This is a genomic window from Lysobacter sp. yr284 (assembly GCF_900107375.1).
Lineage (GTDB): Bacteria > Pseudomonadota > Gammaproteobacteria > Xanthomonadales > Xanthomonadaceae > Lysobacter.
In genome coordinates, this window is the sequence record NZ_FNPT01000001.1 from 108,323 (window position 1) to 134,461 (window position 26,139).

A 26,139-nucleotide genomic window follows, 5' to 3' on the forward strand; every position below is an offset into this window, starting at 1 on the left:
AGACCGTGCCGCAACAGCGCTCCTGCAACCGGGCGATGCTCTTGGCGCGTGTGCGAGGGGCTTGCGCCCCGACGCTTGCCGCCCGGCCCGCCCGCTGCCCGCAGCGCGGCCGGACCAAGGCATCGGGCCTGAAGGCGCTAGCGTTTCCCGGTTCTGCGAAGCCCGCCCCACCCTGCCCGACCGCGCTATGGGCGCCACCGGGCCCACGCGTTAAGCTTGCGCCATGCAGACATTCCGGCACTGGATCGACGGGGCGCCGCGCGATGCGGCCGATGGGCGCTGGCTCGACGTCTTCGATCCCGCCAGTGCGCAACCGTATGCGCAGGTCGCCGCCGGCGGCGCGGCCGAAGTCGAGGCCGCGGTCGCGGCGGCGCAAGCCGCGTTTCCGGTGTGGTCGGCATTGCCGCACAGCGAGCGCGCGCAGTGGCTGGAGCGACTGGCCGCGGCGCTGGAAGCGCGCACCGCCGAATTCGCCGCGGCCGAGTCGCGCGACGGCGGCAAGCCGGTCCGCCTCGCCCGCGAGGCCGAGATCCCGCGCGCGGTGGCGAACCTGCGCTTCTACGCCCACGCCGCGACCCAGTTCGCCAGCGAATCCCACCACGGCCAGGCCGGGCTCAACTACACCCTGCGCCAGCCGCTCGGCCCGGTCGCGGCGATCTCGCCGTGGAACCTGCCGCTGTACCTGTTCACCTGGAAGATCGCGCCGGCGCTGGCCGCCGGCAACACCGTGGTGGCCAAGCCCTCGGAGGTGACGCCGGCCACGGCGACGATGCTCGGCGAGTTGTGCGCGCAGATCGGCTTCCCCGCCGGCGTGCTCAACATCGTCCACGGCCTGGGCCCGCAGGTCGGCGCGCCGCTGGTCGCGCACCCGGCGATCCGCGCGGTCTCCTTCACCGGCAGCACCGCGGTCGGCCGCGCCATCGCCGCGGCCTGCGCGCCGCTGCTGCGCAAGGTCTCGCTGGAACTGGGCGGCAAGAACCCGACCCTGATCTTCGCCGACAGCGATTGGCGCGCGAACCTGGACGTGCTGGTGCGCTCGGCGTTCCAGAACTCCGGCCAGATCTGCCTGTGCGGCTCGCGCATCCTGATCGAGCGCGCGATCTACGCCGAGGTGCGCGATGCCCTGGTCGAACGCGCCGAGGCGCTGCGCGTGGGCGAACCCGGCGACGACGCCACCGCGCTCGGCCCGCTGGTCTCGCAGGCGCACTTCGACAAGGTGACCGCGGCGCTGGATCGCGCCCGCGCCGAAGGCGGCCGGGTGCTGTGCGGCGGCGCCGCGCTGCAGCGCCCCGGCTGGTACGTCGCGCCGACCCTGATCGAGGGCCTGGGCCCGGACGCGGCGAGCAATCGCGAGGAAATCTTCGGCCCGGTCGCCACCCTGCAGCCGTTCGACGACGACACCCACGCCCTGGCCCTGGCCAACGCCAGCGACTACGGCCTCAGCGCCAGCCTGTGGACGCGCGACCTTGCCCGCGCCCATCGCCTGGCCGCGCGCCTGAACGTCGGCATGGTCTGGATCAACACCTGGCTGCAACGCGACCTGCGCACGCCGTTCGGCGGCGCCGGCGCGTCCGGCCTCGGCCGCGAAGGCGGCGTCGAGGCCCTGCGTTTCTTCACCGAGGCCAAGAACGTCGGCCTCCATCTCGGATGACCTGCATGACCGCGCCCCACCCCACCGCCCCCACTTCCGCCGTGCCCAACGAGGGCCGCGCATGAACCCGCTCGACGACCTGCTCGAACGCAATCGCGAGTGGTCCGAGCGCATCAACGCCGAGGACCCGGACTTCTTCGCCCGCCTGTCCAAGCAGCAGGCGCCCGAGTACCTGTGGATCGGCTGCTCGGATTCGCGCGTGCCGGCCAACCAGATCATCGACATGGCCCCGGGCGAGGTCTTCGTCCACCGCAACATCGCCAACGTGGTGGTGCACACCGACCTCAACTGCCTGTCGGTGATCCAGTACGCGGTCGACGTGCTCAAGGTTAAGCACATCCTGGTGGTCGGCCACTACGGCTGCGGCGGCGTGCACGCGGCCCTGCACGGCACCCGCGTCGGCCTGGCCGACAACTGGCTGCGCCACGTCGGCGACGTCGCCGACAAGCACGCCCAGTGCATGGCCCATGCCCACGAAAACGAGCGCCACGACCGCCTGTGCGAGCTCAACGCGATCGAGCAGGTGTTCAACGTGTGCATGACCACGATCGTGCGCGACGCCTGGTCGCGCGGGCAGACGCTGAGCGTGCACGGCTGGGTCTACAGCCTGCGCAACGGCCGCGTCCACGACACCGGCATGAACGTGCATTCGTTCCAGTCGCTGCAGCCGGCGTACGCGCGCGCGATCGCGCGGGTGCATTCCACCCACGGCGGCTCGCCGCGATGAGCGGCGCGGTGCGCACCGGCAACGCGCCGCGGCCGGTCGGCTCGTATCCGCATGCGCGCCGGGTCGGCGAACTGCTGTTCCTGTCCGGGGTCGGCCCGCGCGACGCCGCCAGCAACGCGGTGCCCGGCAACGTGCACGACGCGCAGGGGCGGCTGATCGGCTACGACATCGAGCTGCAGACGCGCTCGGTGTTCGCCAACGTGCGCGCGGTGCTCGAAGCCAGCGGCGCGTCCTGGGACGACCTGGTCGACGTGACCGTCTACCTGACCGACATGGCCCGCGACTTCGCCGCCTACAACGCGCTGTGGGCCGAGTATTTCCCCGACATCGAGCGCGCGCCGTGCCGGACCACGCTCGGCATCACCGCGCTGCCGACGCCGATCGCGATCGAACTCAAGTGCGTCGCGCGCCTGCGCGGCGAAGGTACGGAGTAAGGCCATGCTTCCTGGACCGATCAACCTCTTCTCGTGGATCGAAGAGCACCGCCACCTGCTCAAGCCGCCGGTGGGTAACAAGACCATCTACGTCGGCGACTTCATCGTCATGGTGGTCGGCGGGCCGAACCAGCGCACCGACTACCACTGGGACGAAGGCCCGGAGTGGTTCTACCAGCTCGAAGGCGAGATGGTGCTGCGGATCCAGGAGGACGGCGCGGTGCGCGACATCCCGATCCGCGCCGGCGAGATCTTCCTGCTGCCCTCGCGCGTGCCGCACTCGCCGCAGCGCATGCCCGACTCGGTCGGGCTGGTGATCGAGCGCAAGCGCCTGGAACACGAAGACGACGGCCTGATGTGGTTCTGCGAACGCTGCAACCACAAGCTATACGAGGAGTTCTTCAAGCTGCGCAACATCGAGACCGACTTCCCGCCGGTGTTCGAGCGCTTCTATTCCTCGCGCGAGCACCGCAGCTGCGCCCAGTGCGGCCATTTGAACCCGGCGCCGGCGCGCTACGCCATGCCCGACACCTGAGGCGGCGATGCTCAAGATCGATACCCACGCCCACTACCTGCCGCGCGACTGGCCCGACCTTGCGCGCAAGTACGGCGACGACCGCTTCCCGGTGATCCACCACACCGACGACGGCCGCCACCGCATCTACAAGGACGGCAAGTTCTTCCGCGAGATCTGGTCCAAGACCTGGGACCCGCAGGAGCGCATCGACGACTACGCGCGCTTCGGCGTGCAGGTGCAGGTCATCAGCACCGTGCCGGTGATGTTCAGCTACTGGGCCCGCGCCAACCAGGCGCTGGCGCTGCACCAGGCGCTCAACGAGCACATGGCCCAGACCTGCCGCGATTTCCCGCGCCATTACGCCGGCATCGGCACGGTGCCGCTGCAGTCGCCGCGGCTGGCGGTGCAGGAGCTGGAGCGCTGCATGGACCAGCTCGGCCTGCAGGGCGTGCAGATCGGCAGCCACATCGGCGAGTGGAACCTCGACGCGCCGGAGCTGTTCGAGTTCTTCCAGGCCGCCAGCGACCTGGGCGCAGCGATCCTGGTGCATCCCTGGGACATGATGGGAACGCCGAGCATGCCCAAGTACTGGCTGCCGTGGCTGGTCGGCATGCCCGCCGAGCAATCGCGCGCGGCCTGCTGCCTGGTGTTCGGCGGCGTGCTGGAGCGGCTGCCGAAGCTGAAGATCTGCATGGCCCACGGCGGCGGCAGCTTCCCCTACACCATCGGCCGGATCGAGCACGGCTTCAACATGCGCCCGGACCTGGTCGCCACCGACAACCCGCGCAACCCGCGCGATTACCTGTCGCGGCTGTACTTCGACTCCTGGGTCGCCGATCCGCGCGCGCTGCGCTACCTGCTCGACACCTGCGGCGTGTCGCGGGTGATGCTGGGCACCGACTATCCCTTCCCGCTCGGCGAACAGACGCCCGGCGCCGGCATCGCCTCGCTGGGCCTGCCCGAGGCCGAACAGGCGCGGCTGTACCACGGCACCGCGCTGGAATGGCTGGGCCTGCCGCTGTCGCGGTTCGCGTGAGCGCGAACGCCGGGGCGCCGACGCATGCGCCCGTGCGCAAGGGCCAGGGCGCATGAGCCCGTCCGCGCTGCACGCGCCGCCGCCGCCGGACCCGCAGGACCTGCTGGCGCACCTGCGCGACTGGGCCGAGCGCATCGCCGAGGCCGGCGGCAAGGCCGTCGACGACTACCTCGACCAGCGCGACCGCGCGCCGTTCGACCAGCAATGGACCCGCGCCGACGCCGCGCTGCAGAGCCACAAGCGACGCCTCGACCCGCAGCGCGTGCAGCGTGCGCAGGCCGAATCGGCGCAACTGCGGCAGGCGGTGTTCGTCGCCGCGATGCAGGCCGGCGGCCACGCGGAACTGGCCGCCTACCTCGCCGACGACGCCGCGCTGATCTACGAGAGCCAGGCGCTGAACCTGTGCTCGGACTGGGTCGACGCGCTGCACCGGCGCTACCGCTGCGCGCCCGACGATCCGTCCGCCGCCTGGCCCGCGTGCGCGGATTGAGTCCGCGCCCCACGCCCACCCGTACCCGCATCGCATACCTTCGACCCTTATGACCGAACCGCATACCGCCGCCCACGCCGCCGCCCTCGACGCCGCCGATCCCTTGCCGACGCTGCGCGGCGAATTCCTGATCCCGCGCCACGGCGACCGGGAACAGGCCTATTTCGTCGGCAACTCGCTCGGCCTGCAGCCGCGCGGCGCGCGCGCCCACGTCGACGAGGTCATGGACAAATGGGCGATGGAGGCGGTGGAAGGCCACTTCACCGGGCAGGCGCAGTGGATGCCGTACCACGAACTGGTGCGCGAACCGCTGGCGCGCCTGGTCGGCGCGCTGCCGCACGAGGTGGTGGCGATGAACTCGCTGACCGCCAACCTGCACTTGATGCTGGTCAGCTTCTACCGGCCCAGCCGCGAGCGCCCGGCGATCCTGATGGAGGCCGGCGCGTTCCCGTCCGACCGCTACGCGCTGGCCTCGCAGGTCGGCTTCCACGGCTTCGATCCCGACACCGACCTGATCGAACTGCAGCCCGACGGCCCCGGCGGAGTGTTCTCGATGGACAGCATCGAGCGCGCCATCGCCGAGCACGGCCCGCGCCTGGCGCTGGTGCTGTGGCCGGGCGTGCAGTACCGCACCGGCCAGGCCTTCGACCTCGCGCGCATCGCCGCGCTCGCGCACGCGCAGGGCGCGCTGTGCGGCTTCGACCTGGCCCACGGCGCCGGCAACCTGGAACTGGGCCTGCACGACAGCGGCGCCGACTTCGCGGTGTGGTGCCACTACAAGTACCTCAACGCCGGCCCGGGCGCGGTCGCCGGCTGCTTCGTCCACGAACGCCACGCGCGCAGCGACCGCCCGCGCTTCGCCGGCTGGTGGGGCCACCAAGCCTCGACCCGCTTCCGCATGGGCCCCGAATTCGCGCCCACGCCGGGCGCCGAGGGCTGGCAGCTCAGCAACCCGCCGATCCTCGGCCTGGCGCCGCTGCGCGCCTCGCTGGACCTGTTCGACCGGGTCGGCATGCGCGCCCTGCGCGAGAAATCGCTGCGCCTGACCGGCTACCTGGAATCGCTGATCCGCGCGCGCCTGCACGAGACCCTGGACATCCTCACCCCGGCCGACCCGGCCCAGCGCGGCTGCCAGTTGTCGCTGCGGGTGATCGGCGGCCGCGGCCTGCACGGCCGCGCCGCCGGCCGCGACCTGTTCGAGGACCTGGCCCGCCGCGGCGTGCTCGGCGACTGGCGCGAACCCGACGTGATCCGGATTTCGCCGGCGCCGCTGTACAACACCCACGGCGATATCGTGCGCTTCGTCGCGGCGGTGGAGGCGTGGCGGGACGGTTGAGGCTTGCGGCTGTCGCTGGAAGCTCGCGATCCTTCCAGCCGTCATTCCCGCGCACGCGGGAATCCAGAGCGAGGCCGCCGCATGAAGTCTCCTGCCGTCTACCTGCTGGCCAGCGCGAAGAACGGCACCCTGTACATAGGCGTCACCTCGAACCTGGTCCAACGCATATGGCAACATCGGGAACACATCGTCGAAGGCTTCAGCGACCGCTACGACGTCACTCGGCTGGTCTGGTACGAGCAGCACGAGACCATGGAAAGCGCGATCGTGCGGGAAAAGCGGCTCAAGAAGTGGAAGCGCGAGTGGAAGATCGAATTGATCGAAAAAACCAACCCGGACTGGCGGGATTGATGGCAGGACATCGCAGCCGCCGGCTGAAGCCTCTGGATTCCCGCGTTCGCGGGAATGACGGCCTGGGGAGCTTGCGCTCCCTGCCCCTTTCGCGTCGGATCGCAGGACATACGCTTTGAACGCACCCACCACGCCCCACATCACCCTCATCGGCGCCGGCCTCGCCGGCGCCCTGCTCGCTACCCTGCTCGCCCGCGCCGGCTGGCGGGTGGACGTGTACGAGAAGCGCGGCGATCCGCGCCTGAAGGGCTACCAGGGCGGGCGCTCGATCAACCTCGCCCTGGCCGAGCGCGGTCGCCACGCGCTGCGCCTGGCCGGCGCGGACGAGGCGGTGATGGCGCAGGCGGTGATGATGCGCGGGCGCATGGTCCACTTCCAGGACGGCCGCACCGACCTGCAGCGCTACGGCCGCGACGACAGCGAAGTGATCTGGTCGGTGCACCGCGGCGAGCTCAACCTGATCCTGCTGCAGATCGCGCAGGACGCCGGCGCGAACCTGCATTTCCACCGCGGCCTGGCCAGCGTCGACTTCGAGGCGCGCATCGCCCGTTTCCACGACGACCGCGACGACAGCGGCCACGAAGTCGCCTTCGACAGCCTGGTCGGCGCCGACGGCGCCGGCTCGGCGCTGCGCGCGGCGATGGGCCAGGTGACCGACCTGGGCGAGCGCACCGAGTTCCTCGGCCATTCCTACAAAGAGCTGGAAATCCCGCCGGCGCGCGACGGCGGCTTCAGCATCGAGCCCAACGCCCTGCACATCTGGCCGCGCGGGCGCTACATGTGCATCGCCCTGCCCAACGACGAGCGCACCTTCACCGTCACCTTGTTCCTGCCCAACCAGGGCGATCCCAGCTTCCAGACCGTGCGCGACGGCAGCGAGGCGCGCGCGCTGTTCCAGCGCGATTTCGCCGATGCGCTGCCGCTGATCCCGGAACTGGAGCGCGACTTCGAACGCAACCCGGCCGGGCTGCTGGCGACGCTGTACCTGCAGCGCTGGCACCTGGACGACCGCGCCGTGCTGCTCGGCGACGCCGCCCACGCGATGGTGCCGTTCCACGGCCAGGGCATGAACTGCGCGTTCGAGGACTGCGTGGCCCTGGCCGAGCGCCTGCTCGCCGGCGGCGACCGTGGCGAGGCTTTCGCCGCGTTCGCGCGCCAGCGCATGCCCAGCGCGCGCGCGATCCAGGCGATGGCGCTGGAGAACTACCTGGAAATGCGCGACCGCGTCGACGACGACGATTACCTGCTGCAGCGCGCGCTCGAACGCGAGCTGGCGCAGCGCCATCCCGAACGCTTCATGCCGCGCTACGCGATGGTGACCTTCCACCGCATGCCCTACGAGGCCGCCTTCGAGCGCGGCCAGCGCCAGCGCGAGCTGCTGGTCGAACTGACCCGCGGCCACGACTCGCTCGACAGCCTGGACTGGAACGCGGTCGACGCGGTCGTGCGCGCGCGCCTGGACCCGCTGCCGGCGGACGCCTGACATGCCGGCGAGCTTCCTGTTCTACGACCTGGAAACCTTCGGCGCCGACCCGCGCACGACCCGCATCGCCCAGTTCGCGGCGATGCGCACCGACACCGAGCTCAACGAGATCGAGGCGCCGATCAGCGTCTTCGTCAAGCCCGCCGACGACCTGCTGCCCTCGCCGATGGCCACGCTGATCACCGGCATCGCGCCGCAGGACGCGCTGCGCGACGGCGTGACCGAGGCGCAGATCTTCGCCCAGATCTTCGAGGAAATGGCCCGGCCGCAGACCTGCACCGCCGGCTACAACTCGCTGCGCTTCGACGACGAGTTCGTCCGCTACGGCCTGTTCCGCAATTTCTACGACGCCTACGAGCGCGAATGGCGCAACGGCAACTCGCGCTGGGACCTGCTCGACGTGCTGCGCCTGGCGCGCGCGCTGCGCCCGGACGGGCTGCAATGGCCGCAGCGCGAGGACGGCCACACCTCGTTCAAGCTCGAACACCTGGCCACCGCCAACGACGTGCGCGTCGGCGACGCCCACGAGGCGCTGTCGGACGTGCGCGCGCTGATCGGCATCGCGCGCAAGCTCAAGCAGGCCCAGCCGCGGCTGTGGGACTACGCGCTGCGCCTGCGCGACAAGCGCTTCGCCGCCAGCCTGATCGACCCCATCGCGATGCAGCCGGCGTTGCACGTGTCCTCGCGCTATCCGGCCGCGCGCCTGTGCGCGGCGCCGGTGATCCCGCTGGCGCGGCACCCGCGCATCGACAGCCGCATCGTCGTGTTCGACCTGGAGCAAGACCCGCAGGCGCTGCTGGACCTGGCCGCGGACGAGATCGCCGACCGCCTCTACACCCCGTCCGCCGACCTGCCCGAGGGCGAGGAGCGCGTCGCGCTCAAGGAAGTGCACCTCAACCGCTGCCCGGCGCTGACCGCCTGGAACCATCTGCGCCCGGACGACTTCGAACGCCTGGGCATCGACCCGGTGCGCGCCGAGTACCGCGCCGCGCAATTGCGCGAAGCCGGCCCCGAGCTGGTCGAGAAGGTACGCCGCGTCTACGCCCGCGACGCCGCGCGCGCGCCCGCCGACGCCGACGCCTCGCTCTACGACGCCTTCATCGGCGACGGCGACAAGCGCCTGTTCCGCAGCGTGCGCGCCACCGCGCCGGAAGAACTGGCGCGGGCCGCGTTCGACTTCCGCGATGCGCGCCTGCCCGAATTGCTGTTCCGCTACCGCGCGCGCAACTGGCCGCAGACCCTGGACGCGGCCGAGCGCCAACGCTGGGACGACTACCGTCGCCAGCGCCTGGACGGCGAATCGGGCCTGTCGGAATACAGCTTCGGCCGCTTCGCCGAAGAGCTGCGGCAGGTCCGCGCCAGCGCCGGCGAAGACGGCGCCAAACAGGCCTTGCTGGATCGGCTGGAAGACTGGGGCCGCGGGCTGTGGCGGGAACTGCACGGTTGAGCGGCGCGCGCGCGGACGCGCGCCGCGGGCGGCCGATGCCGCGCGCGCCGGCCGCAAACCGCCGATTAACCTGCCGGCCGCTACCGTAGTCCTGTCTTTCGCCCACTCATTCCACTACGCCCCTCCTCGCCCATGCCTGCCTACTTCTCCGACGCCAGCTTCAAGTTCCTGCGCTCGCTGGCGCGCAACAACAACCGCGAGTGGTTCCACGCCCACAAGGCCGCCTACGACGAACACGTGCGCGGCCCGTTCCTGCGCCTGCTCGGCGATCTGCAGCCGGGGCTGGCGCAGGTCAGCGAGCACTACCGCAGCGAGCCCAAGAACGTCGGCGGCTCGCTGTTCCGGATCCAGCGCGACACCCGCTTCGCCAACGACAAGGCGCCGTACAAGAGCTGGCAGGGCGCGCGCCTGTTCCACGAGCGCGGGCGCCAGGTCGAGGCGCCTTCGTTCTATATCCATCTCGCCCAGGGCGAGTGCTTCGTCGCCGCCGGCGTCTGGCATCCGGCGCCGGAGACCTTGCGCAAGATCCGCCATTTCGTCTTCGACAACCCCGGCAGCTGGAAGGCCGCCGCGCACGACGGCAAGTTCCGCAAGCGCTTCGACCTCGACGACAGCGAGATGCTGACCCGCGCCCCGCGCGGCTTCCCGCCCGAGTTCGAGTTCGCCGACGACCTCAAGCGCAAGAACTTCGTCGCCTACCGCAGCCTCGACGATTCGGTCATGACCGGCCCGCGCCTGCTGTCGACGCTGGAGAAAGACCTGGCCGGGTTGGCGCCGTTCGCCGATTACCTGTGCGCGGCGCTGGATCTGGAGTTCTGAACGCCCCGCGCGCGCGGCGCGCGGCGCGGGCGCGGCAAGCGCGGCGACGCCCTCGGCCGCGATCCCGCCCTGGCTCGGCCCGCCGTAGCGATCCATCGCCCGCCGCTGGCCACAGCGGCGGGCGATGCGCAATCCGGCTTAGCTCACCCGGCCGGCGCCCGCGGCCCGCGAGCGAACGCCGTCAGGGCCGGAAGTACTTGGAGATCTGCGGCCACGCCGTCGAGAACTGCGAGTAGTAGTCCTTCTTGTCGGCCTCGGGCACGCCGCAGTAGGACGGCCCGCCGTACAGGCCGCCGCGCAGCAGGTAGTTGCCGGCCGCATCGACGGTGAACAGGCCCGAGCCGGACGAACCGCCTTCGGTCACGCCGCTGCCGGTCCAGTGCACTTCGGTCAGCGGCGCCAGGCCGTAGCGCGACGTCGCCAGCGCGGCCACCTGCGCCAGCGAGTACTTCTTGAGATCGCCGCTGGGGTGGTGGATCGCTTCGGCCGGGCTGCCCAGCACATCGATGGGATAGCTGCTCCAGCCGGCGTAGTAGGCGCCGGTCGGCGGCGCGGTCTTGAGTTCCAGCAGCGCGGTGTCGCGCTTGGCGTTGCGGAACAACAACTTGGAGCCGCCGCTGAGCACCACCGTGCGCGGGCTGGCGGTGTCGTTGTCGCAGGCGCTGGCCTCGAAGAACCAGTAGGTCACGAACGACTTGGCCGCGGCCTGGTCGGCGACGCAATGCGCCGCGGTCCAGAACAGCGAGCGCTTGGGCGAATGCTCGTTGTTGAGCAAGGTGCCGGTGCACCACGCGGTGTCGCCTTCCTCGCCGGTGATGGCGATGTGCGCGACCGCGCTGCTGGCGGCGAGGAATCCGGGCGTCGGGTTGGCGCGGCAGACCACGTCCTGCTCGCAATCGCCGCTGCTGCCGATGTCGTCGAAGGCTTTGCTGAGGCCGCGGCGGTCGCTGGCCGGATCGAACACCAGGTGCGAGAGCATCGGCACGCTCAGGCGGTAGGACTCCGGATTCGCGCCCTTGGGCAGCTGGATCTCGATCGTCATCGCGTCGCCGGCGACGATCGGCGTCCAGCCCGCCTTGGCGCCGGCGAAGGCCTCGCCGCTCTCGGCGAAGATGCGGCCGTCGGCGCCGGCGAAGCGCAGGTTCGCCGCGGCGGGATCGGCGCCGGACCCGGCCGCCGTCAGCGCCAGCCGCGCGCGCAAGGCTTTGGCGCCGGCCGAGCTGACCACGAAGCGTGCGGCGCGGCTGCCGTCGGCCTGGATCTCCCACGGCAACGCGCCCAGTTCGACGCGGCTGCGTTCGACCTTGCGGCCCAGGCCGATCTCCAGCGCCTTGCGTTCGCCGGCGTCCGCCGTCGAGCGCTGCGCCTTGAGTCTGTCCAGCGCGGCCTTGCCCGGCGCCGCCAGTTCGACCATGCGCGGCGCCGCGCGCTTGGCCTGGGTCAGCCATTGCGCGTCGCCGAGCGCGCGCGCCTGCGGCGCCGCGGTCACCGGTGCGGGGCCCATCGAGCGGTTGGCCGGCGGCGCGGCGAAGGCCGGCACGGCCAGCGCCGCGGAAACGGCGACGGCAAGACGGAGAAAAACCAGGTTCCTCGATTTCATGGCGATCGACTCCTGAGATGCGGATGCGCTAAGCGCCCCTGTCAGCGCCGGGGGATGTGGTGCGAGTCGCGATCAAAGCCTGGGGCACACTGCTGGAACGCGCCCGGTGCTGGCACCCCCACCCCGTGCGGCGTTCAGGCATCCGATGTTGGTAGCGCCGCCTCTGTTCATGGCGAAGGCAGGTCACAAACCGGCGCGCGGCGCGGTCCGGCTCGGTTCGAAACCAGGCGACGGCGTGCGACGCGCGGCGGGCGCTGCGTCGGCGTCGGGGTCGAAGCGGCAAGAAGCGACGGCGCATGCGACGCGCGGGGCCGGCGCGCGCGAATCCGCGCAGGGGCGAGGTCGGCAAACGCATCCGCGCGGCGTTGCCCGCGCCAGCGCCGCCTCATGCGCAAAGCCGCACGGCCGCAGGCCGCACAGCGGCCCAGCCGGCATTGGTCATGGCCGCCGCAGCCGCAGGCACGCCCGCCATCGCGGGCAGGCAGCCGGCACCCGTGCCGGCTTATGCGCCGCCGGCCCGGCGCTCGCGATCGCGGACGCCGGCCGAATGGCGGCGTCGCGCCGGCGTTCCGTCGCCGGCGCGCAACCGCAGGGGGAACCGCTTCAGCGCGTCATGATCTCGTTCTGCACGATCTCCGGGGCGACTTCCTTAACCCCGGCCTGGCCCTGGATGCGCTTCATCGCCGCCAGCGCCGCGTCCACCGACGCGTACTCGATCACCGCATTGCCGCCCAGCGCCGAGGAGTACGTCACCGTGCCGCCGGTGCGCCCGGCCAGCGCGGCCGCCACCGTTTGATCGTCGACATACACGTTGAGCCGCGGCATCACCAGCACCGGATCGCCGCCGTCGTCGGCGACCGCCACCGCGACCGCGCCGCCGGCGGCCACCGGGGCCGGCGCCTGCGCGGACAGGTCGCGCTTGCTGCGCGCGTTCGCCGCGGCCGGCGCCTGCAGCTTCACTTCATAGCCGGCGACGACCACGGTCTTGGCCGGGTCGGTGGCTGCGCTGACCGGCGCCGGCACCGCCGCGGGTGCGACGCGGAAGCGCTGGCTGCCGACCTGGAAGGCGTCGCCGGTCGCCGCCAGTTCCAGTTCGGCCTGCGGCGCATAGGTCTGCGCCTGGGCCGATCCGGCGATCAGCATCGCCAGCGCCAGGCACGCGAGAGTCTTTTGATTGGTCATGTCAGCGCCCCAGAACGCGGATTTTGAACGAGGTCAGATTGCCGGCCGATGCGACGCCGGCGGCGCGCGGAACGTCGGCGACCTCCAGCGTCCAGTTGCCGTTGGCGTTCTCGTCGAGGAAGGCGTTGGCCGCGGCCAGGTCGACCTTGAACACCCGGTTGCCCAAGGCCGCCATATACGCCGGCACCACCACCGCGCGGGTGCCCTGCGGCGAAACCAGCGTCACCGACAGCGGCAACGGCAGGGTCGCCTGCCCGACCGCCGGCCGGGCCACGGCGTAGTCGGTCTCCAGGCCGATCTGCACGCTCTCCACGTTGCGGATGCCGGCGATCGCGACGCTCAGCCGCGCCGGCGCGGCGGCGTTGCCGATCGCCACCGTCTGCGCTGCGATGCGCTGCCAGCCGGTGTCCACCAGCGGCGCCAGCGGCTTGAAGTTGCCGGCGCGGGTCACCGCCGCGGTGGCGTCGACGAGGCCGAAGCCGTACCAGTTGCTGAACGCGCGACCGGCCGCGTTGACGCTCCAGCCGGGCACCAGCACGGTGCCGTCTGGCGCGGTCGCCGCCGGCTGTTCGGGATGCACGCGGCGCGCGGTGGTGGCCAGGATGTACTTGACCTCGCGGAAGGTCAGCTTGGGATTGGCCTGCAACACCAGCGCGGCCACGCCGCTGACCGTGGGCGACGCGGCCGAGGTGCCGTTCATGCGCCCGGTGTAGTTGCAGGTGCGGTCGATCGCCGAAGCGCTCGAATCCAGCGCGTTCCGGCGGGTGTTGGCGGGCGAGTTGCGGTCGCCGTTGGTGTCGTTGTTGTAGCCCAGCGCGCAACCGGCCAGGTCGGTGGTGACGATGGCCGGATCGAAGTTGAGCGGATTGACCGCGTTGGAGTACAGCGCCTGGTGTCCGTACTCGCCGCCCAGGCCCGACACCCACAGCGCCGCGCCCGGGGTGGAATAGTTGGCGCGCTCGCCGTCGGCGCCGACCGAGGCGATGGTCATCACGTTGAAGAAGCTGTTGCGCGAGTCCAGGAACGCCTGCATGCAACCGACGTTGCGCTGCTTGGTCTCGGCGTTGCAGTTCGCCGAATTCTTGTTGACGGTGTTGAAGTCGTTGCCGGCGGCCTTGACGTAGACCGTGCCCAGGCCGTTGCGGGTCGCCGACATCGGCCGCTCCCAGGCGGCGATGTCGTTCTCCGAGATCGCCGCCGGCCACGCCGACATGCCGCCCCAGCTGTTGTTGGAGACCTGCACGTCCTTGGACTCGGCGCCTTCCCACCACGCGTAGCGGATATTGCCGGTGGTCGCCTGCGCGTTGACCGGCTGGCCGGCCGCGTTGAAGCCGGTGGTAACCAGGAAGTTGAACCCGCGCAGCTTGACCGCCGGCGCCACGCCGCGCACGCCGATGCCGTTCCAGCCGACCGCGCCGATGATGCCGCTGACCGCGTTGCCGTGGGCGTCGACGCCGTTCTCGTTGGGGCCGGTGTCGTGCTCGCCGCGGGTGGCGGTGACGAAGAAATTCTTGGAGCCGTTCGGGATCACGTTGGCGGCCAGATCCGGATGATCGATCTGCAGGCCGTCGTCGAGCACGCCGACCACCACGCCCTTGCCGCGGATGTTGTAGTCGTGCAGGTCGTCGATGCCCAGGTCGATGCCGACCTTGGGCCGGGTATCGCCGAGCACGGCCTGGCCGTAGTTCATCAGGTGCCACTGGTAACGGTACAGCGGGTCGCCCTGCTGCGCCTGCGCCGCGCCGGCCGACAGCGCGGCCAGGGTCGCCACGCTGAGGATCGTTGTTTTACCGAAAAGCTGTCGCATGCCGCCGACTCCTAAGGATTGCTTCGGACATGCCGCGCCCGTCGCGGCCGGAGCGCTCGCTCCGGCCGCGTGGGCCGCATGCGCGGGATGGGGGGATTACTGGTAGATCATGGTGAAGGTGACGCTGCTGTTCGCCGCGCCGGCGGTAGCGGCGCCGGTGGCGAAGTACTGCGCGTAGTAGCGCAGCGCGGCGCCGCCGGTATCGACCGCGACCTGCTGGCTGTTCTGCAGGCCCAGCGGATTGCCGAGCAGCACCTGCGAGAAGTCGGCGTTGAGCACCTGCAGCTCGACGTTGCCGGCGTTGCCGGCGCCGCCTTGCAGGGTCAGGTTGTTGTTGCTGGTGTTGATGGTCGGGCCCGGCTCGAAGAACGTCTGGACCTGGGTGGTGGTGGCATCGCAATCGGCGACGCGGATGATGAAGGGCGTGCGGCCGGCGACTTCGCCGGCGGCCGACAGCGCCGACACCGCGACCGCGGGCAGCTTGACCCGGATGTCGGCCGGCGACGGCCCGTTGGTGAGCACGCAGGTCGGCGCGATCACCGAGCCTTCGAAATGGATGGTGCCGTCGGCGGCCTTGGACACGGCCGGTACGGCCAGTACGGCGAGCAACGCTGCAGCTGCAATTCCTTTCATCGTTCGATTCTCCCGGGGTTGGTAGCGGTGGGCGACGGCGTCGGCGGACCGGTGCGTCGCGGCGCGCCCGATGCCTGTGCGACCGTGCGGCCGAAGCGGTGTCCAGCGAAGCGCGCCCCAGATTAGGAACGCAACGAACGCGCGCTTACCCCACCGTCGCGCGCGGCGAACGCGTTAGGGTGCGTGAATGCCGCAAGGTGGGGGACGCCGATGCGATTGCGTTGTACGCAGGGCTTGCGCGCGCGCAATGCCGTGCCGCACCCGCATCGCGCATAGACACGTCCCAGCCCCGGCCATGGATGCGGCGAGGCCGGCGCAACGCTGGCGCACGGGACGAGCGCACCGGCGCGTCGCGGGTGCCCGAGCGCGGCTCGCAAGCCCGGCACGGCCGCCGGCCGGCCTCGACGCCGGCCCGGGCGGCAGGCTCAGCCGGCCTTAATGCCATCGCGCCGCGGGGCGACTACTCTGGCGCTCTCTACCCAGGATCGCCGCTCATGAAGAAATGGATCGCCGCCCTGGTCCTGGCCGCCGTGCTGCTGCTCGGCTGGATCGCCGCGGGACCGTTCATGACCGTCAACGCCATCCGCACCGCGGTCAAGCAGGGCGACACCGCCGCGCTGTCCAAGCACGTGGACTTCACCTCGGTGCGGCTGGGGCTGAAGGCCCAGGTCGACGACTATCTGGTGCGCCGCGCCGGCCCGTCGGTGCAGTCCAGCCTGCTCGGCGCGATCGGCCTGGGCATGGCCAGCAGCGTGGCCGGCGGCGCGGTGGATGCCATCGCCACGCCGATGGGCATCGGCGCGGTGCTGGAAGGCCGCAACCTGCTCAAACGCTTCGACCCTTCCGCGCCGCGCCGCGACGCCTATGAACCGGTCGAGCCGGCCGAACCGCTCAAGCAGCTGAGCTATCGCTTCGAAACCCCGTCGCGGTTCACCGCGACGGTGAACAACGCCGACGGCGACCCGGTGGTGTTCGTGCTGACCCGCCAGGGCCTGAGCTGGCGGGTGACCGAAGTGCGGCTGCCGCTGGACAAGATGCTGCCTTGAAACCCGTGTAGGAGCGACGCGAGTCGCGACCGCGACAACGCAACCGCGCCGCGGCTGCGCAGCAGGCGCGTTGTCGCGGTCGCGACTCCGTCGCTTCTACACGGCGGGCGACGGCGGACGCCGCAACCGCCACGGCGCTTGCTTTCCCACGGTCGCAGCAATACTTTTCACGCCAACGCCGCCCGCCGCGCGCGCGGCGCCGGCCGGACAGGCATGCCCGGCCCCGATCGTCACCGCCACACGACTTGGACCGGACCGCCATGAAAACGATCTTCCCCGCCCTCGCCTTCGCCCTGCTCGGCCTGACCGCCAGCGCCGCCCACGCCCAGGGCGAGTGCGACAAATACCGCACCAGCTACGACAAGACCTATTGCTTCGCCAAGCTGTTCCTGGAGTCGGACAAGGAACTCAACACCGCCTACACCGACCTGCGCGGCGTCGCCAAGGAGCCGGCCAAGAGCCAGCTCAAGCAGACCCAGCTGCAGTGGATCAAGTACCGCGACGCCAGCTGCGAGAGCTCGGGCAGCATCAACGTCGACTGCAACTACCGGGTCAACCGCGAGCGCACCGAGTACCTGCGCGACCGCGTGCGCGAGTGCAAGGCCGGCACCTGCCGCGCCGACATGATCGTCAAGCAGTCCTGGAACTGAGCGAGCCCGCCATCGCGGATCGCCCGCGCAAGCCACGCCCGACGGCGTGGCTTGCGTCGTTTTGGGGTCTGCGAAACTGCGGTGGACCGCTGTAGCAGCGGCGCGAGCCGCGGCTGCGGCAACGCACCTGTTGCGGGGGGCCAGCGTAGTTGCGTTGTCGCGGTCGCGGCTCGCGCCGCTCCTGCACAGCGCCGAACGCTGCGAGCGGGCCTCAGCGGTTGGCGACCCCGTGCGGCACATGCCCCGCGGCCACATGCCCGCGCGCCGAGGCGATGTTGTTCTCCGAATCGTCGAAGAAGATGTCGGCGCCGAACGCCTCCAGGAACGGCCCCTTGGCGCGGCCGCCGAGGAACAGCGCCTCGTCCAGGCGGATGTCCCATTCGCGCAAGGTGCGGATCACCCGCTCGTGCGCGGGCACCGAGCGCGCGGTCACCAGCGCGGTGCGGATCGGCGCGTCCTGGCCGACCGGGAACGCCGCCTGCAGCCGGTGCAGCGCATCCAGGAAGCCGCGGAACGGGCCACCCGACAGCGGCTCGCCGGCGTGGTTGCGCTCGTGCTCGGCGAACGCGGCCAGGCCGCCCTCGCGCGACACCCGCTCGCCCTCGTCGTCGAAGATCACCGCGTCGCCGTCGAAGGCGATGCGCAGCTGGTCCGGCGGCAGGTGCGGCGCCAGCCTGGCGTTGGGCACCGCCGGCAGCAGGGTCGCCGCGGCGATCCCGGCTTCCAGCGCCGCGCTGACGTCCTGGGCGTTGGCCGACAGGAACAGGTCGGCGCCGAACGGGCGGATGTAGGGGAACGGCGGCGCGCCGTTGCTGAACGCCGCGCGCTTGATCGACAGGTCGTGGTGGGCGATCGAATTGAAGATGCGCAGGCCGCTGTCGGCGGAATTGCGCGAGATCAGGATCACCTCGACCCGCGGCGCGTCCGCCGGCGCATCGCGGTTCAGCGCCAGCAGCTTGCGCACCAGCGGGAAGGCGATGCCCGGGCGCAGGACGTCGTCTTCGCGCGCGCGCTGGAACGCGGCATAGGCGTCGATGCCCTCGCGTTCGAACAGCGAGTGGCTCTCTTCCATGTCGAACAGGGTTCGCGAGGAAATCGCGACAATCAACGGGTCGGCATCGCGGTCGGGCATGGGGCTATTGTGCCTGAGGCGGGGATCAGGGGCTGAGAATCGGCGACCGGATCGCGGCGCGAGCGGTTGCGCGGTTGCCGCATTGGCGCGGTCGCGGCTTGCGCCGCTCCTGCAAGGGGCTTCGGACGTCGCCGTCCATGCCACGACCGCGATAGCTCCCGGATGCCGCCGCGCACGTCGCCCACCGCGATACTCGACGACGGTGCCGATCCGGGCTGGCCGGTATCTCGCTGCGGCCGGCTCGCCGCCGCCGCGCTCGCCCCCGCCGCCGATGCGGTATCGTGCCGCACTTCCCGCCGCACCCCGGACCCGCTCGATGACCGCCAGTCCCGCCGCCTCCGACCCGCAGCTCGGTCACGCCCTCAAGTCGCGGCAGTTGGTGATGATGGGCCTGGGCAGCGCGATCGGCGCCGGGCTGTTCCTGGGCTCGGGCGTCGGCGTGCAGACCGCCGGGCCGGCGGTGCTGCTGTCGTACCTGATCGCCGGCACCCTGATCATCATCGTCATGCGCGCGCTCGGCGAGATGGCGGCCGCGCGCCCGACCAGCGGCGCGTTCTCGGTCTACGCCGCCGACGCGATGGGCCCGACCGCGGGCGCGACCCTGGGCTGGCTGTGGTGGGTGCAGATCGTGATCGTGGTGGCGGCCGAATCGGTCGGCGCGGCCGGCTTGCTGGCCACGGTGTGGCCGCAACTGCCGGTCGCGGCCACCTCGCTGGTGTTCATGAGCGCCTTCACCCTGGTCAACCTGCTGGGCGTGCGCAACTTCGGCGAGTTCGAGTTCTGGTTCGCGATCCTCAAGGTCGCCGCGATCCTGGCCTTCATCGCCATCGGCGCCGCCCTGCTGCTGGGCCTGCTGCCGGGCGTGCCCTCGCCGGGCCTGAGCAATTTCAGCGAACACGGCGGCTTCGCGCCCAAGGGCTGGGCCGGCATCGGCGCGGCCCTGCTGGTGGTGGTGTTCGCCTTCGGCGGCACCGAGATCGTCGCCGTCGCCGCGGCCGAGACCCAGGACCCGCAGCGCAGCATCACCCAGGCGATCCGCACCGTGGCCTGGCGCATCCTGGTGTTCTACATCGGCTCGCTGGCGGTGATCATCGCGGTGGTGCCGTGGACCAGCGATCACCTGAAGTCGCCGTTCGCGGCGGTGCTGGAAGTGGCGCGGATTCCCGGCGCGGCGACCGCCATCACCCTGGTCGCGGTGGTGGCGCTGCTGTCGGCGCTCAACGCCAACCTCTACGGCGCCTCGCGCATGATCTACTCGCTGGCCCAGCGCCAGGAGGCGCCGCGTTTCCTCGCCCGGCTCAGCCGCAGCCAGGTGCCGGTGGCGGCGGTGCTGGCGAGCGTGGCGTTCGGCTTCATCGCCACCGCGCTGGAGCTGCTGTACCCGGACAAGGTGCTGCCGGCGCTGCTCAACGTGGTCGGCTCGACCTGCCTGCTGGTGTGGACCCTGTCGCTGCTCGCCCAGCTGATCCTGCGCCGCCGCGCCGACCGCGCCGGCACCGCGCTGCCGTTCAAGATGTGGGCGTTCCCGTACGTGACCTACCTCGGCCTGGGCATCCTCGCCCTGGTGTTCGTGCTGGCGCTGATGACTCCGGGCCCGCGGGTGCAACTGCTGTCGACGATCGGGCTGACCTTGGGCATCGCCGCGATCAGTGAGATCGCGCGGCGGATGCGGGCCGGCCGTCGCGGCTGAAATACTTTAAAAAACAAGCGCAAGCTATTGATCTGGCTTGATTTAATCGCCCGATCCTAAAGCGTTTTCTCAACGACAGCGGCCGCGCCGTCTCCGACAGCGTCGGCCTGCCCCAGGACCGGCCCTCAGCCGCTGGTGAACTGCTCGATCAGCATCCGCTCTTCCAGGTTGTGCTCCGGGTCGAACAGCAAGGTGACCGTGCGGTCGCGCGACTCGCGGATGGTGACTTCGACCACGTCGCGCACTTCGTGCGAATCGGCGGTGGCGCTGACCGGGCGCTTGTACGGGTCGAGCACGCGGAAGCGCACTTCGGTATCGGCCTTGAGCAGCGCGCCGCGCCAGCGCCGCGGGCGGAACGCGGCGATCGGGGTCAGCGCGATCACCGCCGAGCCCAGCGGCAGGATCGGGCCGTGGGCGGAGAAGTTGTAGGCGGTGCTGCCGGCCGGGGTCGCGACCAGCACGCCGTCGCAGATCAGCTCGTCCAGGCGGGTCTGGCCGTTGAGGTCGATGCGCAGGTGCGCGGCCTGGCGGGTCTGGCGCAGCAGCGAGACTTCGTTGTAGGCCAACGAGCCGAAGGTAGCGCCGGACTCGGTCTGCGCCACCATCTCCAGCGGCCGCAGCACCGCCGGCTCGGCATGGGCGAGGCGTTCGTACAGGTCGCCGGCGCCGCCGGCGTGCTGGTTCATCAGGAAGCCGACCGTGCCCAGCTTCATCCCGTACACGGGTTTGCCGAGCGCGCCGTGGCGATGCAGGGTCTGCAGCATGAAGCCGTCGCCGCCGAGCGCGACCAGGATGTCGGCCTGCGCCGGCTCGCATTGGCCGTGGTCGGCGCTGAGCTCGGCGAGCGCGCGCTGGGCGTCGTCGGTATGGCTGGCGAGAAAGGCGATGCGTGGCGTCGCGGTCATCGGCGGCTCCGGGAAGGCGGCGCCAGCATAACCCGGCCGATGCGGGGGATTGGTGTCGCCGCGGTGGATCGCGGCGCGACGCGCATCTGCGGTTTCCACAACGCGGTCGCAGTTTTCGGCGGTGCGGCGGTCGCTCCGTGTAGGAGCGGCGCGAGCCGCGACCGCGACAACGCAACTGCGCCGTCGCTTTCGCCGTGGGCGTTTTGGCGCGGCCGCGACTCGCGTCGCTCCTACGCAGGCAGACCCGCATACGAAAAACCCCCGCCGTTTCGGGCGGGGGTTTTCGTCGCTGCCTAAGCGGCGGCCGTCAGCCGCGCGCGGCCAACTGCGACAGGCGCTGCACCGCGACCGAGGCGGTCGGGTAGTCCAGGGTCTTCTGCGCCGCCAGTTCGGTCAGCATCGCCAGGGTGAAGCGCAGCGACTGGTCGTCGCGGCTGAGCCACTGCTTGACCTTGGCCTCGGCGTTGGCGCCCGGCACCTTCAGCACCTGGCCGACCAGGACCCGGTGCTGGGTCGCCAGTTCCTCGCGCAGCACGCCGCGCGCGACCGCGTGCCAGCGTCCGTCCACGGCCAGCGCGTCGATCTGCTCCTGCAGCCACGGCAGGCGCAGCGCTTCGCCGAGGCGGAAGTGGACCTTGGCCACGTCGACCGGCTTGAGCTTGCGCTCGCGCGCCAGTTCGATGATGTCGCAGCCCGGCTCCAGGTACGGCAGCGCCGCCAGTTGCGCGGCCAGCGCTTCCGGCACGCCCTTGGCCTTCCAGTCGGCGAACGCGGCATCGTGCGCCGGACGTTCGCCGTCGCCGAGGATGCCGTGGCCGGCGCGGATGTTCTTGAAGCCGTCGTGGTAGCGCTCCACCGCGGTGGTGATGTCGGGGATCGCGCCGGGACGCGACAGCAGCCAACGGGTGAACGAGCGCTGCAGGTTCCAGATCACCTGCAGGGCGTCGATCTGGGTCGACTCGGCGACCTTGCCGTCGAGCGCGTCGATCTGCGCCCACAACTCGCGCGCGTCGAGCGTTTCGCGGGTGATAGTGAAGGCCTTGGCGACCTCGCCCGGGGTGCGGCCGCTGTCTTCCTGCATGCGCAGCAGGAAGGTCGCGCCCATCCGGTTGATGGTCGAGTTGGTCACCGCAGTGGCGATGATCTCGCGCTTCAGGCGGTGGTTGTCCATCGCCTTGGCGTACTTGGCCTGCAGCGGCTGCGGGAAGTAGCGGACCAGTTCCTTGGACAGGTACGGGTCTTCCGGCACGTCCGAATCCAGCATCTGCTGGAACGCGACCAGCTTGGAGTACGACAGCAGCACCGACAGTTCCGGCCGGGTCAGGCCCTGGCCGCGCGCCTTGCGTTCGGCGATCTCGGCATCGGTCGGCAGGAACTCGATCTGGCGGTCGAGCAGGCCCTGCGATTCGAGCGTGCGGATGAAGTGCAGCTTGCTGCCCAGGCGGGTCAGGCTCATGCGCTCCATCAGGCTGATCGCCTGGTTCTGGCGGTAGTTGTCGTTGAGCACCAGCTCGGCGACCTCGTCGGTCATCGAGGCCAGCAGCTTGTTGCGCTCCGGCAGCGTCAGCTTCTTCGCCTGCACCTGCCCGTTGAGCAGGATCTTGATGTTGACCTCGTGGTCGGAGGTGTCCACGCCGGCGGAGTTGTCGATGAAGTCGGTGTTGAGCAGCACGCCGTGCTGGGCGGCCTCGATGCGGCCGAGCTGGGTCAGGCCCAGGTTGCCGCCCTCGCCCACCATCTTGCAGCGCAGGTCCGCGCCGTTGACGCGCAGGGCGTTGTTGGCGCGGTCGCCGACGTCGCCGTTGCTCTCGCTGGAGGCCTTGACGTAGGTGCCGATGCCGCCGTTCCACAGCAGGTCGACCGGCGCCTTGAGGATCGCGCTCATCAGTTCGGCCGGGCTCAGCGCGGTGGCGTTGCCTTCGATGCCCAGCGCCGCCCTGGCCTCGGCCGACAGCGGGATCGACTTGGCCGAGCGCGCGAACACGCCGCCGCCCTTGCTGATCAGCGCCTTGTCGTAATCCTCCCAGCTCGAGCGCGGCAGCTTGAACAGGCGGTCGCGTTCCTTGAACGAGCGCGCCGCGTCCGGGTTCGGGTCCAGGAAGATGTGGCGGTGGTCGAACGCGGCGACCAGGCGGATGTGCTTGGACAGCAGCATGCCGTTGCCGAACACGTCGCCGGACATGTCGCCGATGCCGACCGCGGTGAAGTCCTGGGTCTGGCTGTCGCGGCCGAGCGCGCGGAAGTGGCGCTTGACCGATTCCCACGCGCCCTTGGCGGTGATGCCCATGCCCTTGTGGTCGTAGCCGACCGAGCCGCCCGAGGCGAACGCGTCGTCGAGCCAGAATTTGTGCTCGGCGGCGATGCCGTTGGCGATGTCGGAGAAGGTCGCGGTGCCCTTGTCGGCGGCGACGACCAGGTACGGATCGTCGTTGTCGTGGCGCACCACGTCGCGCGGCGGCACGATCTTGCCGTCGACGATGTTGTCGGTGATGTCGAGCAGGCCGTTGATGAACATCTTGTAGCAGGCGATGCCCTCGGCCAGCACCGCGTCGCGGTCGCCGCCCAGCGGCGGGCGCTTGGCGAAGAAGCCGCCCTTGGAGCCGACCGGCACGATCACCGTGTTCTTGACCATCTGCGCCTTGACCAGGCCCAGCACCTCGGTGCGGAAGTCCTCGCGGCGGTCCGACCAGCGCAGGCCGCCGCGGGCGACCGGGCCGAAGCGCAGGTGCACGCCTTCCACGCGCGGGCCGTAGACGAAGATCTCGCGGTAGGGCTTGGGCTTGGGCAGGTCCGGCACCTGCGCGGAGTCGAACTTGTAGCTGACGTAGCCGCGCTCGGAGCCGTCGCTCGCGCGCTGGTAGTAGCTGGTGCGCAGGGTCGCCTGGATCGCGCCGATGAAGCTGCGCAGGATGCGGTCTTCGTCGAGGCTGGAGACGCGGTCGAGCAGCGACTTGAGCGCGGTCACCGCGGCCTCGGCCTGGGCTTCGCGCTTGCCGGCGCGCGCGGCGATCACCGGCTCGAGCGCGGCGCGCACGGCCTCTTCGCCGCTGTGCAGGGCGTCGAACTGGACCTTCAGGCGATCCTGGCCGGCCTTGATCTCGGCCTTGCTCTCGCTGCCGGTGCTCGGGTCGAAGCGCGCTTCGAACAGCTCCACCAGCAGGCGCGCCAGCAGCGGATAGCGGGCGAAGGTCTCTTCGACGTAGCTCTGCGAGAACGGCACGCCGACCTGCAGCAGGTACTTGCAGTACGCGCGCAGCATCGCGACCTGGCGCCAGGACAGGCTGGCGGCCAGGATCAGGCGGTTGAAGCCGTCGTTCTCGGCATTGCCGCGCCAGATCTGGGCGAAGGCTTCCTCGAAGTTCTCGTCCAGGCGGTCGACGTCGATGTCGTTGTTGGCGGTCTCGACCTCGAAGTCCTGGATGTAGACCGGCTGGGCGTCGACGGTGAGCCGGTAGGGGTGCTCGGAGATCACCCGCAGGCCCATGTTCTCCATCATCGGCAGCGCGTCCGACAACGGGATGTCGTCGAGCTGGCGGTAGAACTTGAAGCGCAGGCCGCCCTCGCCCGGACGGGTCCGGCACAGGCTCAGACGCAGGTCCTCGGGGCCGGCCAGCGCGGCCAGGTGGGCGATGTCGCGGGCGGCGACGCCGGCGGAGACCTCGTCGATGTAGCCCGGCGGCAGCGCGCGGCCGTAGCGCTGGATCAGCGCCAGGCCCTGCTGTTCGCCGTTGTTGCGCACCAGCGCCTCGCGCAGTTCGTCCTGGCGGTTGCGCACGATCTCGGCCAGCTGCGCCTCGATCGCGGCGTTGTCGACCTCGACCGCCTCGCCCGACTTCGGCCGCACGATCAGGTGCAGCTGGGCCAGCGGCGACTCGCCGATGTGCACGGTGGTGTCGACGTGCTCGCCGTGCAGCTTGTCCTTGAGCATCGCCTCCACCCGCAGGCGCACGTCGGTGTTGAAGCGCTCGCGCGGGATGTAGACCAGCACCGAGAAATAGCGGCCGTAGCGGTCGCGGCGCAGGAACAGCTTGCTGCGCACGCGCTCCTGCAGGCCAAGGATGCCCGAGGTGGTCTTGAGCAGTTCTTCCTCGCCGGCCTGGAACAGCTCGTCGCGCGGCAGGGTCTCCAGCACGTGGCGCAGGGCCTTGCCGCTGTGGCTGTCGGCCGGCAGGCCGGACTGCTGCATCACGTAGCCGTGGCGCTGGCGCACCAGCGGGATGTCCCACGGGCGGCGGTTGTAGGCGCTGGAGGTGTACAGGCCGAGGAAGCGCTTCTCGCCGGTCGGGCGGCCCTGGGCGTCGAAGCTCAGCACGCCGATGTAGTCCATGTAGCCCGGACGGTGCACGGTCGAGCGCGCGTTGGTCTTGGTCAGGATCAGCGCATCGACCGAACCCGACTGCGGCATGTAGTGCGCCGCCAGCGAGGTCAGCGCGCGCGGCTTGCCCGGCGACTTGCCGCGCAGCAGGCCCAGGCCGCTGTCCTTGATCGCGCGCAGCACGCTTTCGCCGCCCTGCTCGACCACTTCGTACTCGCGGTAGCCCAGGAAGGTGAAGTGGTTGTCGGCGGCCCAGCGCAGGAACGCCTGCGCCTCGCGCTTGCCGTCCTCGTCGATCGGCATGGTCTGGTTCGGCAGCGCCTCGGCGACCTGGTTCATGCGCTCGCGCATCTGCGACCAGTCGCGCACGATCGCGCGCACGTCGGCGAGCACGGTCTCCAGCGCCTGCTGGATCTGCGCCATCGCCTCCGGCGTCTGCCGGTCCAGCTCCAGGTGCATCAGCGATTCGGCCTGGCCCTCGCCCACCGCGGCCAGCTTGCCGGCCTTGTCGCGGCGGAACGCCACCACCGGGTGGCCGAGCACGTGCACGCCGATGCCCTGGTCGGCCAGGGCCATGGTCACCGAATCGACCAGGAACGGCATGTCGTCGTTGGCGATCTGCAGCACGGTGTGCGGCGACTCCCAACCGTGGCTCTTGAGCTGCGGGTTGAACAGCCGCACCAGCGCGTTGCCGGGCTTGCGGTCGCGGGCGAAGTCGAGGAAGTCGGCGGCCAGCGCGGCCCAGCCGTCGGCCGCGTGCTGCGGCATCTCGTCGCCGCTCATGCGCTTGTAGAACGCCTGGGCGAAGGCCTCGGCCTCGGCATGGCGCGCCTTGGGCAGGCGCTTGCGCATGGCCTCGACGATCGGGCGCAGGTCGACGGCCTGGGC

The 26,139-nt window shown here is 70.8% G+C and carries 21 protein-coding genes; 14 read left to right on the plus strand and 7 right to left on the minus strand.

Going from position 1 to position 26,139, the window contains the following annotated elements; all coding sequences use genetic code 11:
• The first annotated feature begins 223 nt into the window (after positions 1 to 223).
• The 11 genes from BLV01_RS00350 (at position 224) to BLV01_RS00400 (ending at position 10,291) form a co-directional block, all read left to right on the plus strand.
• Positions 224 to 1,651, plus strand: coding sequence for an aldehyde dehydrogenase (locus BLV01_RS00350; protein ID WP_091793027.1), 1,428 nt, complete (start codon positions 224 to 226; stop codon positions 1,649 to 1,651).
• A gap of 61 nt (positions 1,652 to 1,712) precedes the next feature.
• Entirely contained in the window at positions 1,713 to 2,378 is a 666-nt protein-coding gene (gene can / locus BLV01_RS00355; RefSeq protein WP_091793029.1) for a carbonate dehydratase, read from the plus strand.
• A complete protein-coding gene (locus tag BLV01_RS00360; RefSeq protein WP_091793031.1) occupies positions 2,375 to 2,812 on the plus strand; it encodes a RidA family protein in 438 nt (145 codons plus the stop codon). The genes can and BLV01_RS00360 overlap by 4 nt, the downstream gene beginning before the upstream one ends.
• Positions 2,813 to 2,816: 4 nt before the next feature.
• Positions 2,817 to 3,347, plus strand: coding sequence for a 3-hydroxyanthranilate 3,4-dioxygenase (locus BLV01_RS00365; protein ID WP_091793033.1), 531 nt, complete (start codon positions 2,817 to 2,819; stop codon positions 3,345 to 3,347).
• 7 nt (positions 3,348 to 3,354) lie between these two features.
• Positions 3,355 to 4,365, plus strand: a complete 1,011-nt coding sequence (locus BLV01_RS00370; protein WP_091793035.1) for an amidohydrolase family protein — start codon at positions 3,355 to 3,357, stop codon at positions 4,363 to 4,365.
• Between the two features lie 52 nt (positions 4,366 to 4,417).
• A complete protein-coding gene (locus BLV01_RS00375) occupies positions 4,418 to 4,855 on the plus strand; it encodes a hypothetical protein (RefSeq protein ID WP_091793037.1) in 438 nt (145 codons plus the stop codon).
• A 49-nt stretch (positions 4,856 to 4,904) separates the two neighbouring features.
• The gene (gene kynU, locus BLV01_RS00380) at positions 4,905 to 6,191 is read left to right on the plus strand and encodes a kynureninase (RefSeq protein ID WP_091793039.1); all 1,287 of its coding nucleotides are present in this window, start codon (positions 4,905 to 4,907) and stop codon (positions 6,189 to 6,191) included.
• Between the two features lie 81 nt (positions 6,192 to 6,272).
• Positions 6,273 to 6,542: a GIY-YIG nuclease family protein gene (locus tag BLV01_RS00385; protein WP_091793041.1), complete on the plus strand. Its 270-nt coding sequence runs from the start codon at positions 6,273 to 6,275 to the stop codon at positions 6,540 to 6,542.
• 115 nt (positions 6,543 to 6,657) lie between these two features.
• Positions 6,658 to 8,025, plus strand: a complete 1,368-nt coding sequence (locus BLV01_RS00390; protein WP_091793043.1) for an FAD-dependent oxidoreductase — start codon at positions 6,658 to 6,660, stop codon at positions 8,023 to 8,025.
• A gap of 1 nt (position 8,026) precedes the next feature.
• Positions 8,027 to 9,472: an exodeoxyribonuclease I gene (gene sbcB, locus BLV01_RS00395; RefSeq protein ID WP_091793045.1), complete on the plus strand. Its 1,446-nt coding sequence runs from the start codon at positions 8,027 to 8,029 to the stop codon at positions 9,470 to 9,472.
• Positions 9,473 to 9,604: 132 nt separating this feature from the next.
• Positions 9,605 to 10,291: a DUF2461 domain-containing protein gene (locus BLV01_RS00400; RefSeq protein ID WP_091793047.1), complete on the plus strand. Its 687-nt coding sequence runs from the start codon at positions 9,605 to 9,607 to the stop codon at positions 10,289 to 10,291.
• A gap of 181 nt (positions 10,292 to 10,472) precedes the next feature.
• Here the strand turns inward: BLV01_RS00400 and BLV01_RS00405 are convergent, their stop codons facing one another.
• From BLV01_RS00405 to BLV01_RS00420, 4 genes are all read right to left on the minus strand, one after another.
• The gene (locus BLV01_RS00405; protein WP_091793048.1) at positions 10,473 to 11,891 is read right to left on the minus strand and encodes a trypsin-like serine peptidase; all 1,419 of its coding nucleotides are present in this window, start codon (positions 11,889 to 11,891) and stop codon (positions 10,473 to 10,475) included.
• Positions 11,892 to 12,494: 603 nt separating this feature from the next.
• Positions 12,495 to 13,073, minus strand: a complete 579-nt coding sequence (locus tag BLV01_RS00410; protein ID WP_091793050.1) for a hypothetical protein — start codon at positions 13,071 to 13,073, stop codon at positions 12,495 to 12,497.
• 1 nt (position 13,074) lies between these two features.
• Positions 13,075 to 14,880, minus strand: a complete 1,806-nt coding sequence (locus tag BLV01_RS00415; protein ID WP_091793052.1) for a S8 family serine peptidase — start codon at positions 14,878 to 14,880, stop codon at positions 13,075 to 13,077.
• Between the two features lie 96 nt (positions 14,881 to 14,976).
• Entirely contained in the window at positions 14,977 to 15,513 is a 537-nt protein-coding gene (locus tag BLV01_RS00420) for a fimbrial protein (RefSeq protein WP_091793054.1), read from the minus strand.
• Positions 15,514 to 16,007: 494 nt separating this feature from the next.
• Here BLV01_RS00420 and BLV01_RS26000 point away from each other — a divergent pair, with 494 nt between their 5' ends.
• Together BLV01_RS26000 and BLV01_RS00430 are read left to right on the plus strand one after the other, a co-directional pair.
• Entirely contained in the window at positions 16,008 to 16,559 is a 552-nt protein-coding gene (locus BLV01_RS26000; RefSeq protein ID WP_175485718.1) for a DUF2939 domain-containing protein, read from the plus strand.
• Between the two features lie 260 nt (positions 16,560 to 16,819).
• The gene (locus BLV01_RS00430) at positions 16,820 to 17,209 is read left to right on the plus strand and encodes a lysozyme inhibitor LprI family protein (RefSeq protein WP_091793058.1); all 390 of its coding nucleotides are present in this window, start codon (positions 16,820 to 16,822) and stop codon (positions 17,207 to 17,209) included.
• Positions 17,210 to 17,420: 211 nt separating this feature from the next.
• Here the strand turns inward: BLV01_RS00430 and BLV01_RS00435 are convergent, their stop codons facing one another.
• Entirely contained in the window at positions 17,421 to 18,341 is a 921-nt protein-coding gene (locus tag BLV01_RS00435; RefSeq protein WP_091793060.1) for a 5'-nucleotidase, read from the minus strand.
• Between the two features lie 316 nt (positions 18,342 to 18,657).
• Between BLV01_RS00435 and BLV01_RS00440 the strand changes: the two genes are divergently transcribed.
• Positions 18,658 to 20,031, plus strand: coding sequence for an amino acid permease (locus BLV01_RS00440; RefSeq protein WP_254782462.1), 1,374 nt, complete (start codon positions 18,658 to 18,660; stop codon positions 20,029 to 20,031).
• A 125-nt stretch (positions 20,032 to 20,156) separates the two neighbouring features.
• On the opposite strand, the gene BLV01_RS00445 is transcribed toward BLV01_RS00440, so the two are convergent.
• On the minus strand, positions 20,157 to 20,936 hold the full coding sequence (locus tag BLV01_RS00445; protein WP_091793064.1) for an NAD kinase: 780 nt from the start codon (positions 20,934 to 20,936) through the stop codon (positions 20,157 to 20,159).
• A gap of 307 nt (positions 20,937 to 21,243) precedes the next feature.
• The gene (locus BLV01_RS00450) at positions 21,244 to 26,103 is read right to left on the minus strand and encodes an NAD-glutamate dehydrogenase (protein WP_343124237.1); all 4,860 of its coding nucleotides are present in this window, start codon (positions 26,101 to 26,103) and stop codon (positions 21,244 to 21,246) included.
• Positions 26,104 to 26,139 lie beyond the last annotated feature (36 nt).

Excerpts from the sequence above, each read along its gene's own strand:
- BLV01_RS00370 (WP_091793035.1), top strand. The coding sequence starts at position 3,355 with ATGCTCAAGATCGATACCCACGCCCACTACCTGCCGCGCGACTGGCCC.
- BLV01_RS00360 (WP_091793031.1), top strand. The coding sequence starts at position 2,375 with ATGAGCGGCGCGGTGCGCACCGGCAACGCGCCGCGGCCGGTCGGCTCG.
- BLV01_RS00415 (WP_091793052.1), bottom strand. The coding sequence starts at position 14,880 with ATGCGACAGCTTTTCGGTAAAACAACGATCCTCAGCGTGGCGACCCTG.
- can (WP_091793029.1), top strand. The coding sequence starts at position 1,713 with ATGAACCCGCTCGACGACCTGCTCGAACGCAATCGCGAGTGGTCCGAG.
- BLV01_RS00420 (WP_091793054.1), bottom strand. The coding sequence starts at position 15,513 with ATGAAAGGAATTGCAGCTGCAGCGTTGCTCGCCGTACTGGCCGTACCG.
- BLV01_RS00450 (WP_343124237.1), bottom strand. The coding sequence starts at position 26,103 with ATGCGCAAGCGCCTGCCCAAGGCGCGCCATGCCGAGGCCGAGGCCTTC.
- BLV01_RS00350 (WP_091793027.1), top strand. The coding sequence starts at position 224 with ATGCAGACATTCCGGCACTGGATCGACGGGGCGCCGCGCGATGCGGCC.
- BLV01_RS00445 (WP_091793064.1), bottom strand. The coding sequence starts at position 20,936 with ATGACCGCGACGCCACGCATCGCCTTTCTCGCCAGCCATACCGACGAC.
- kynU (WP_091793039.1), top strand. The coding sequence starts at position 4,905 with ATGACCGAACCGCATACCGCCGCCCACGCCGCCGCCCTCGACGCCGCC.
- BLV01_RS00400 (WP_091793047.1), top strand. The coding sequence starts at position 9,605 with ATGCCTGCCTACTTCTCCGACGCCAGCTTCAAGTTCCTGCGCTCGCTG.
- BLV01_RS26000 (WP_175485718.1), top strand. The coding sequence starts at position 16,008 with ATGAAGAAATGGATCGCCGCCCTGGTCCTGGCCGCCGTGCTGCTGCTC.
- BLV01_RS00430 (WP_091793058.1), top strand. The coding sequence starts at position 16,820 with ATGAAAACGATCTTCCCCGCCCTCGCCTTCGCCCTGCTCGGCCTGACC.
- BLV01_RS00440 (WP_254782462.1), top strand. The coding sequence starts at position 18,658 with ATGACCGCCAGTCCCGCCGCCTCCGACCCGCAGCTCGGTCACGCCCTC.
- sbcB (WP_091793045.1), top strand. The coding sequence starts at position 8,027 with ATGCCGGCGAGCTTCCTGTTCTACGACCTGGAAACCTTCGGCGCCGAC.
- BLV01_RS00365 (WP_091793033.1), top strand. The coding sequence starts at position 2,817 with ATGCTTCCTGGACCGATCAACCTCTTCTCGTGGATCGAAGAGCACCGC.
- BLV01_RS00435 (WP_091793060.1), bottom strand. The coding sequence starts at position 18,341 with ATGCCCGACCGCGATGCCGACCCGTTGATTGTCGCGATTTCCTCGCGA.
- BLV01_RS00385 (WP_091793041.1), top strand. The coding sequence starts at position 6,273 with ATGAAGTCTCCTGCCGTCTACCTGCTGGCCAGCGCGAAGAACGGCACC.
- BLV01_RS00375 (WP_091793037.1), top strand. The coding sequence starts at position 4,418 with ATGAGCCCGTCCGCGCTGCACGCGCCGCCGCCGCCGGACCCGCAGGAC.
- BLV01_RS00405 (WP_091793048.1), bottom strand. The coding sequence starts at position 11,891 with ATGAAATCGAGGAACCTGGTTTTTCTCCGTCTTGCCGTCGCCGTTTCC.
- BLV01_RS00410 (WP_091793050.1), bottom strand. The coding sequence starts at position 13,073 with ATGACCAATCAAAAGACTCTCGCGTGCCTGGCGCTGGCGATGCTGATC.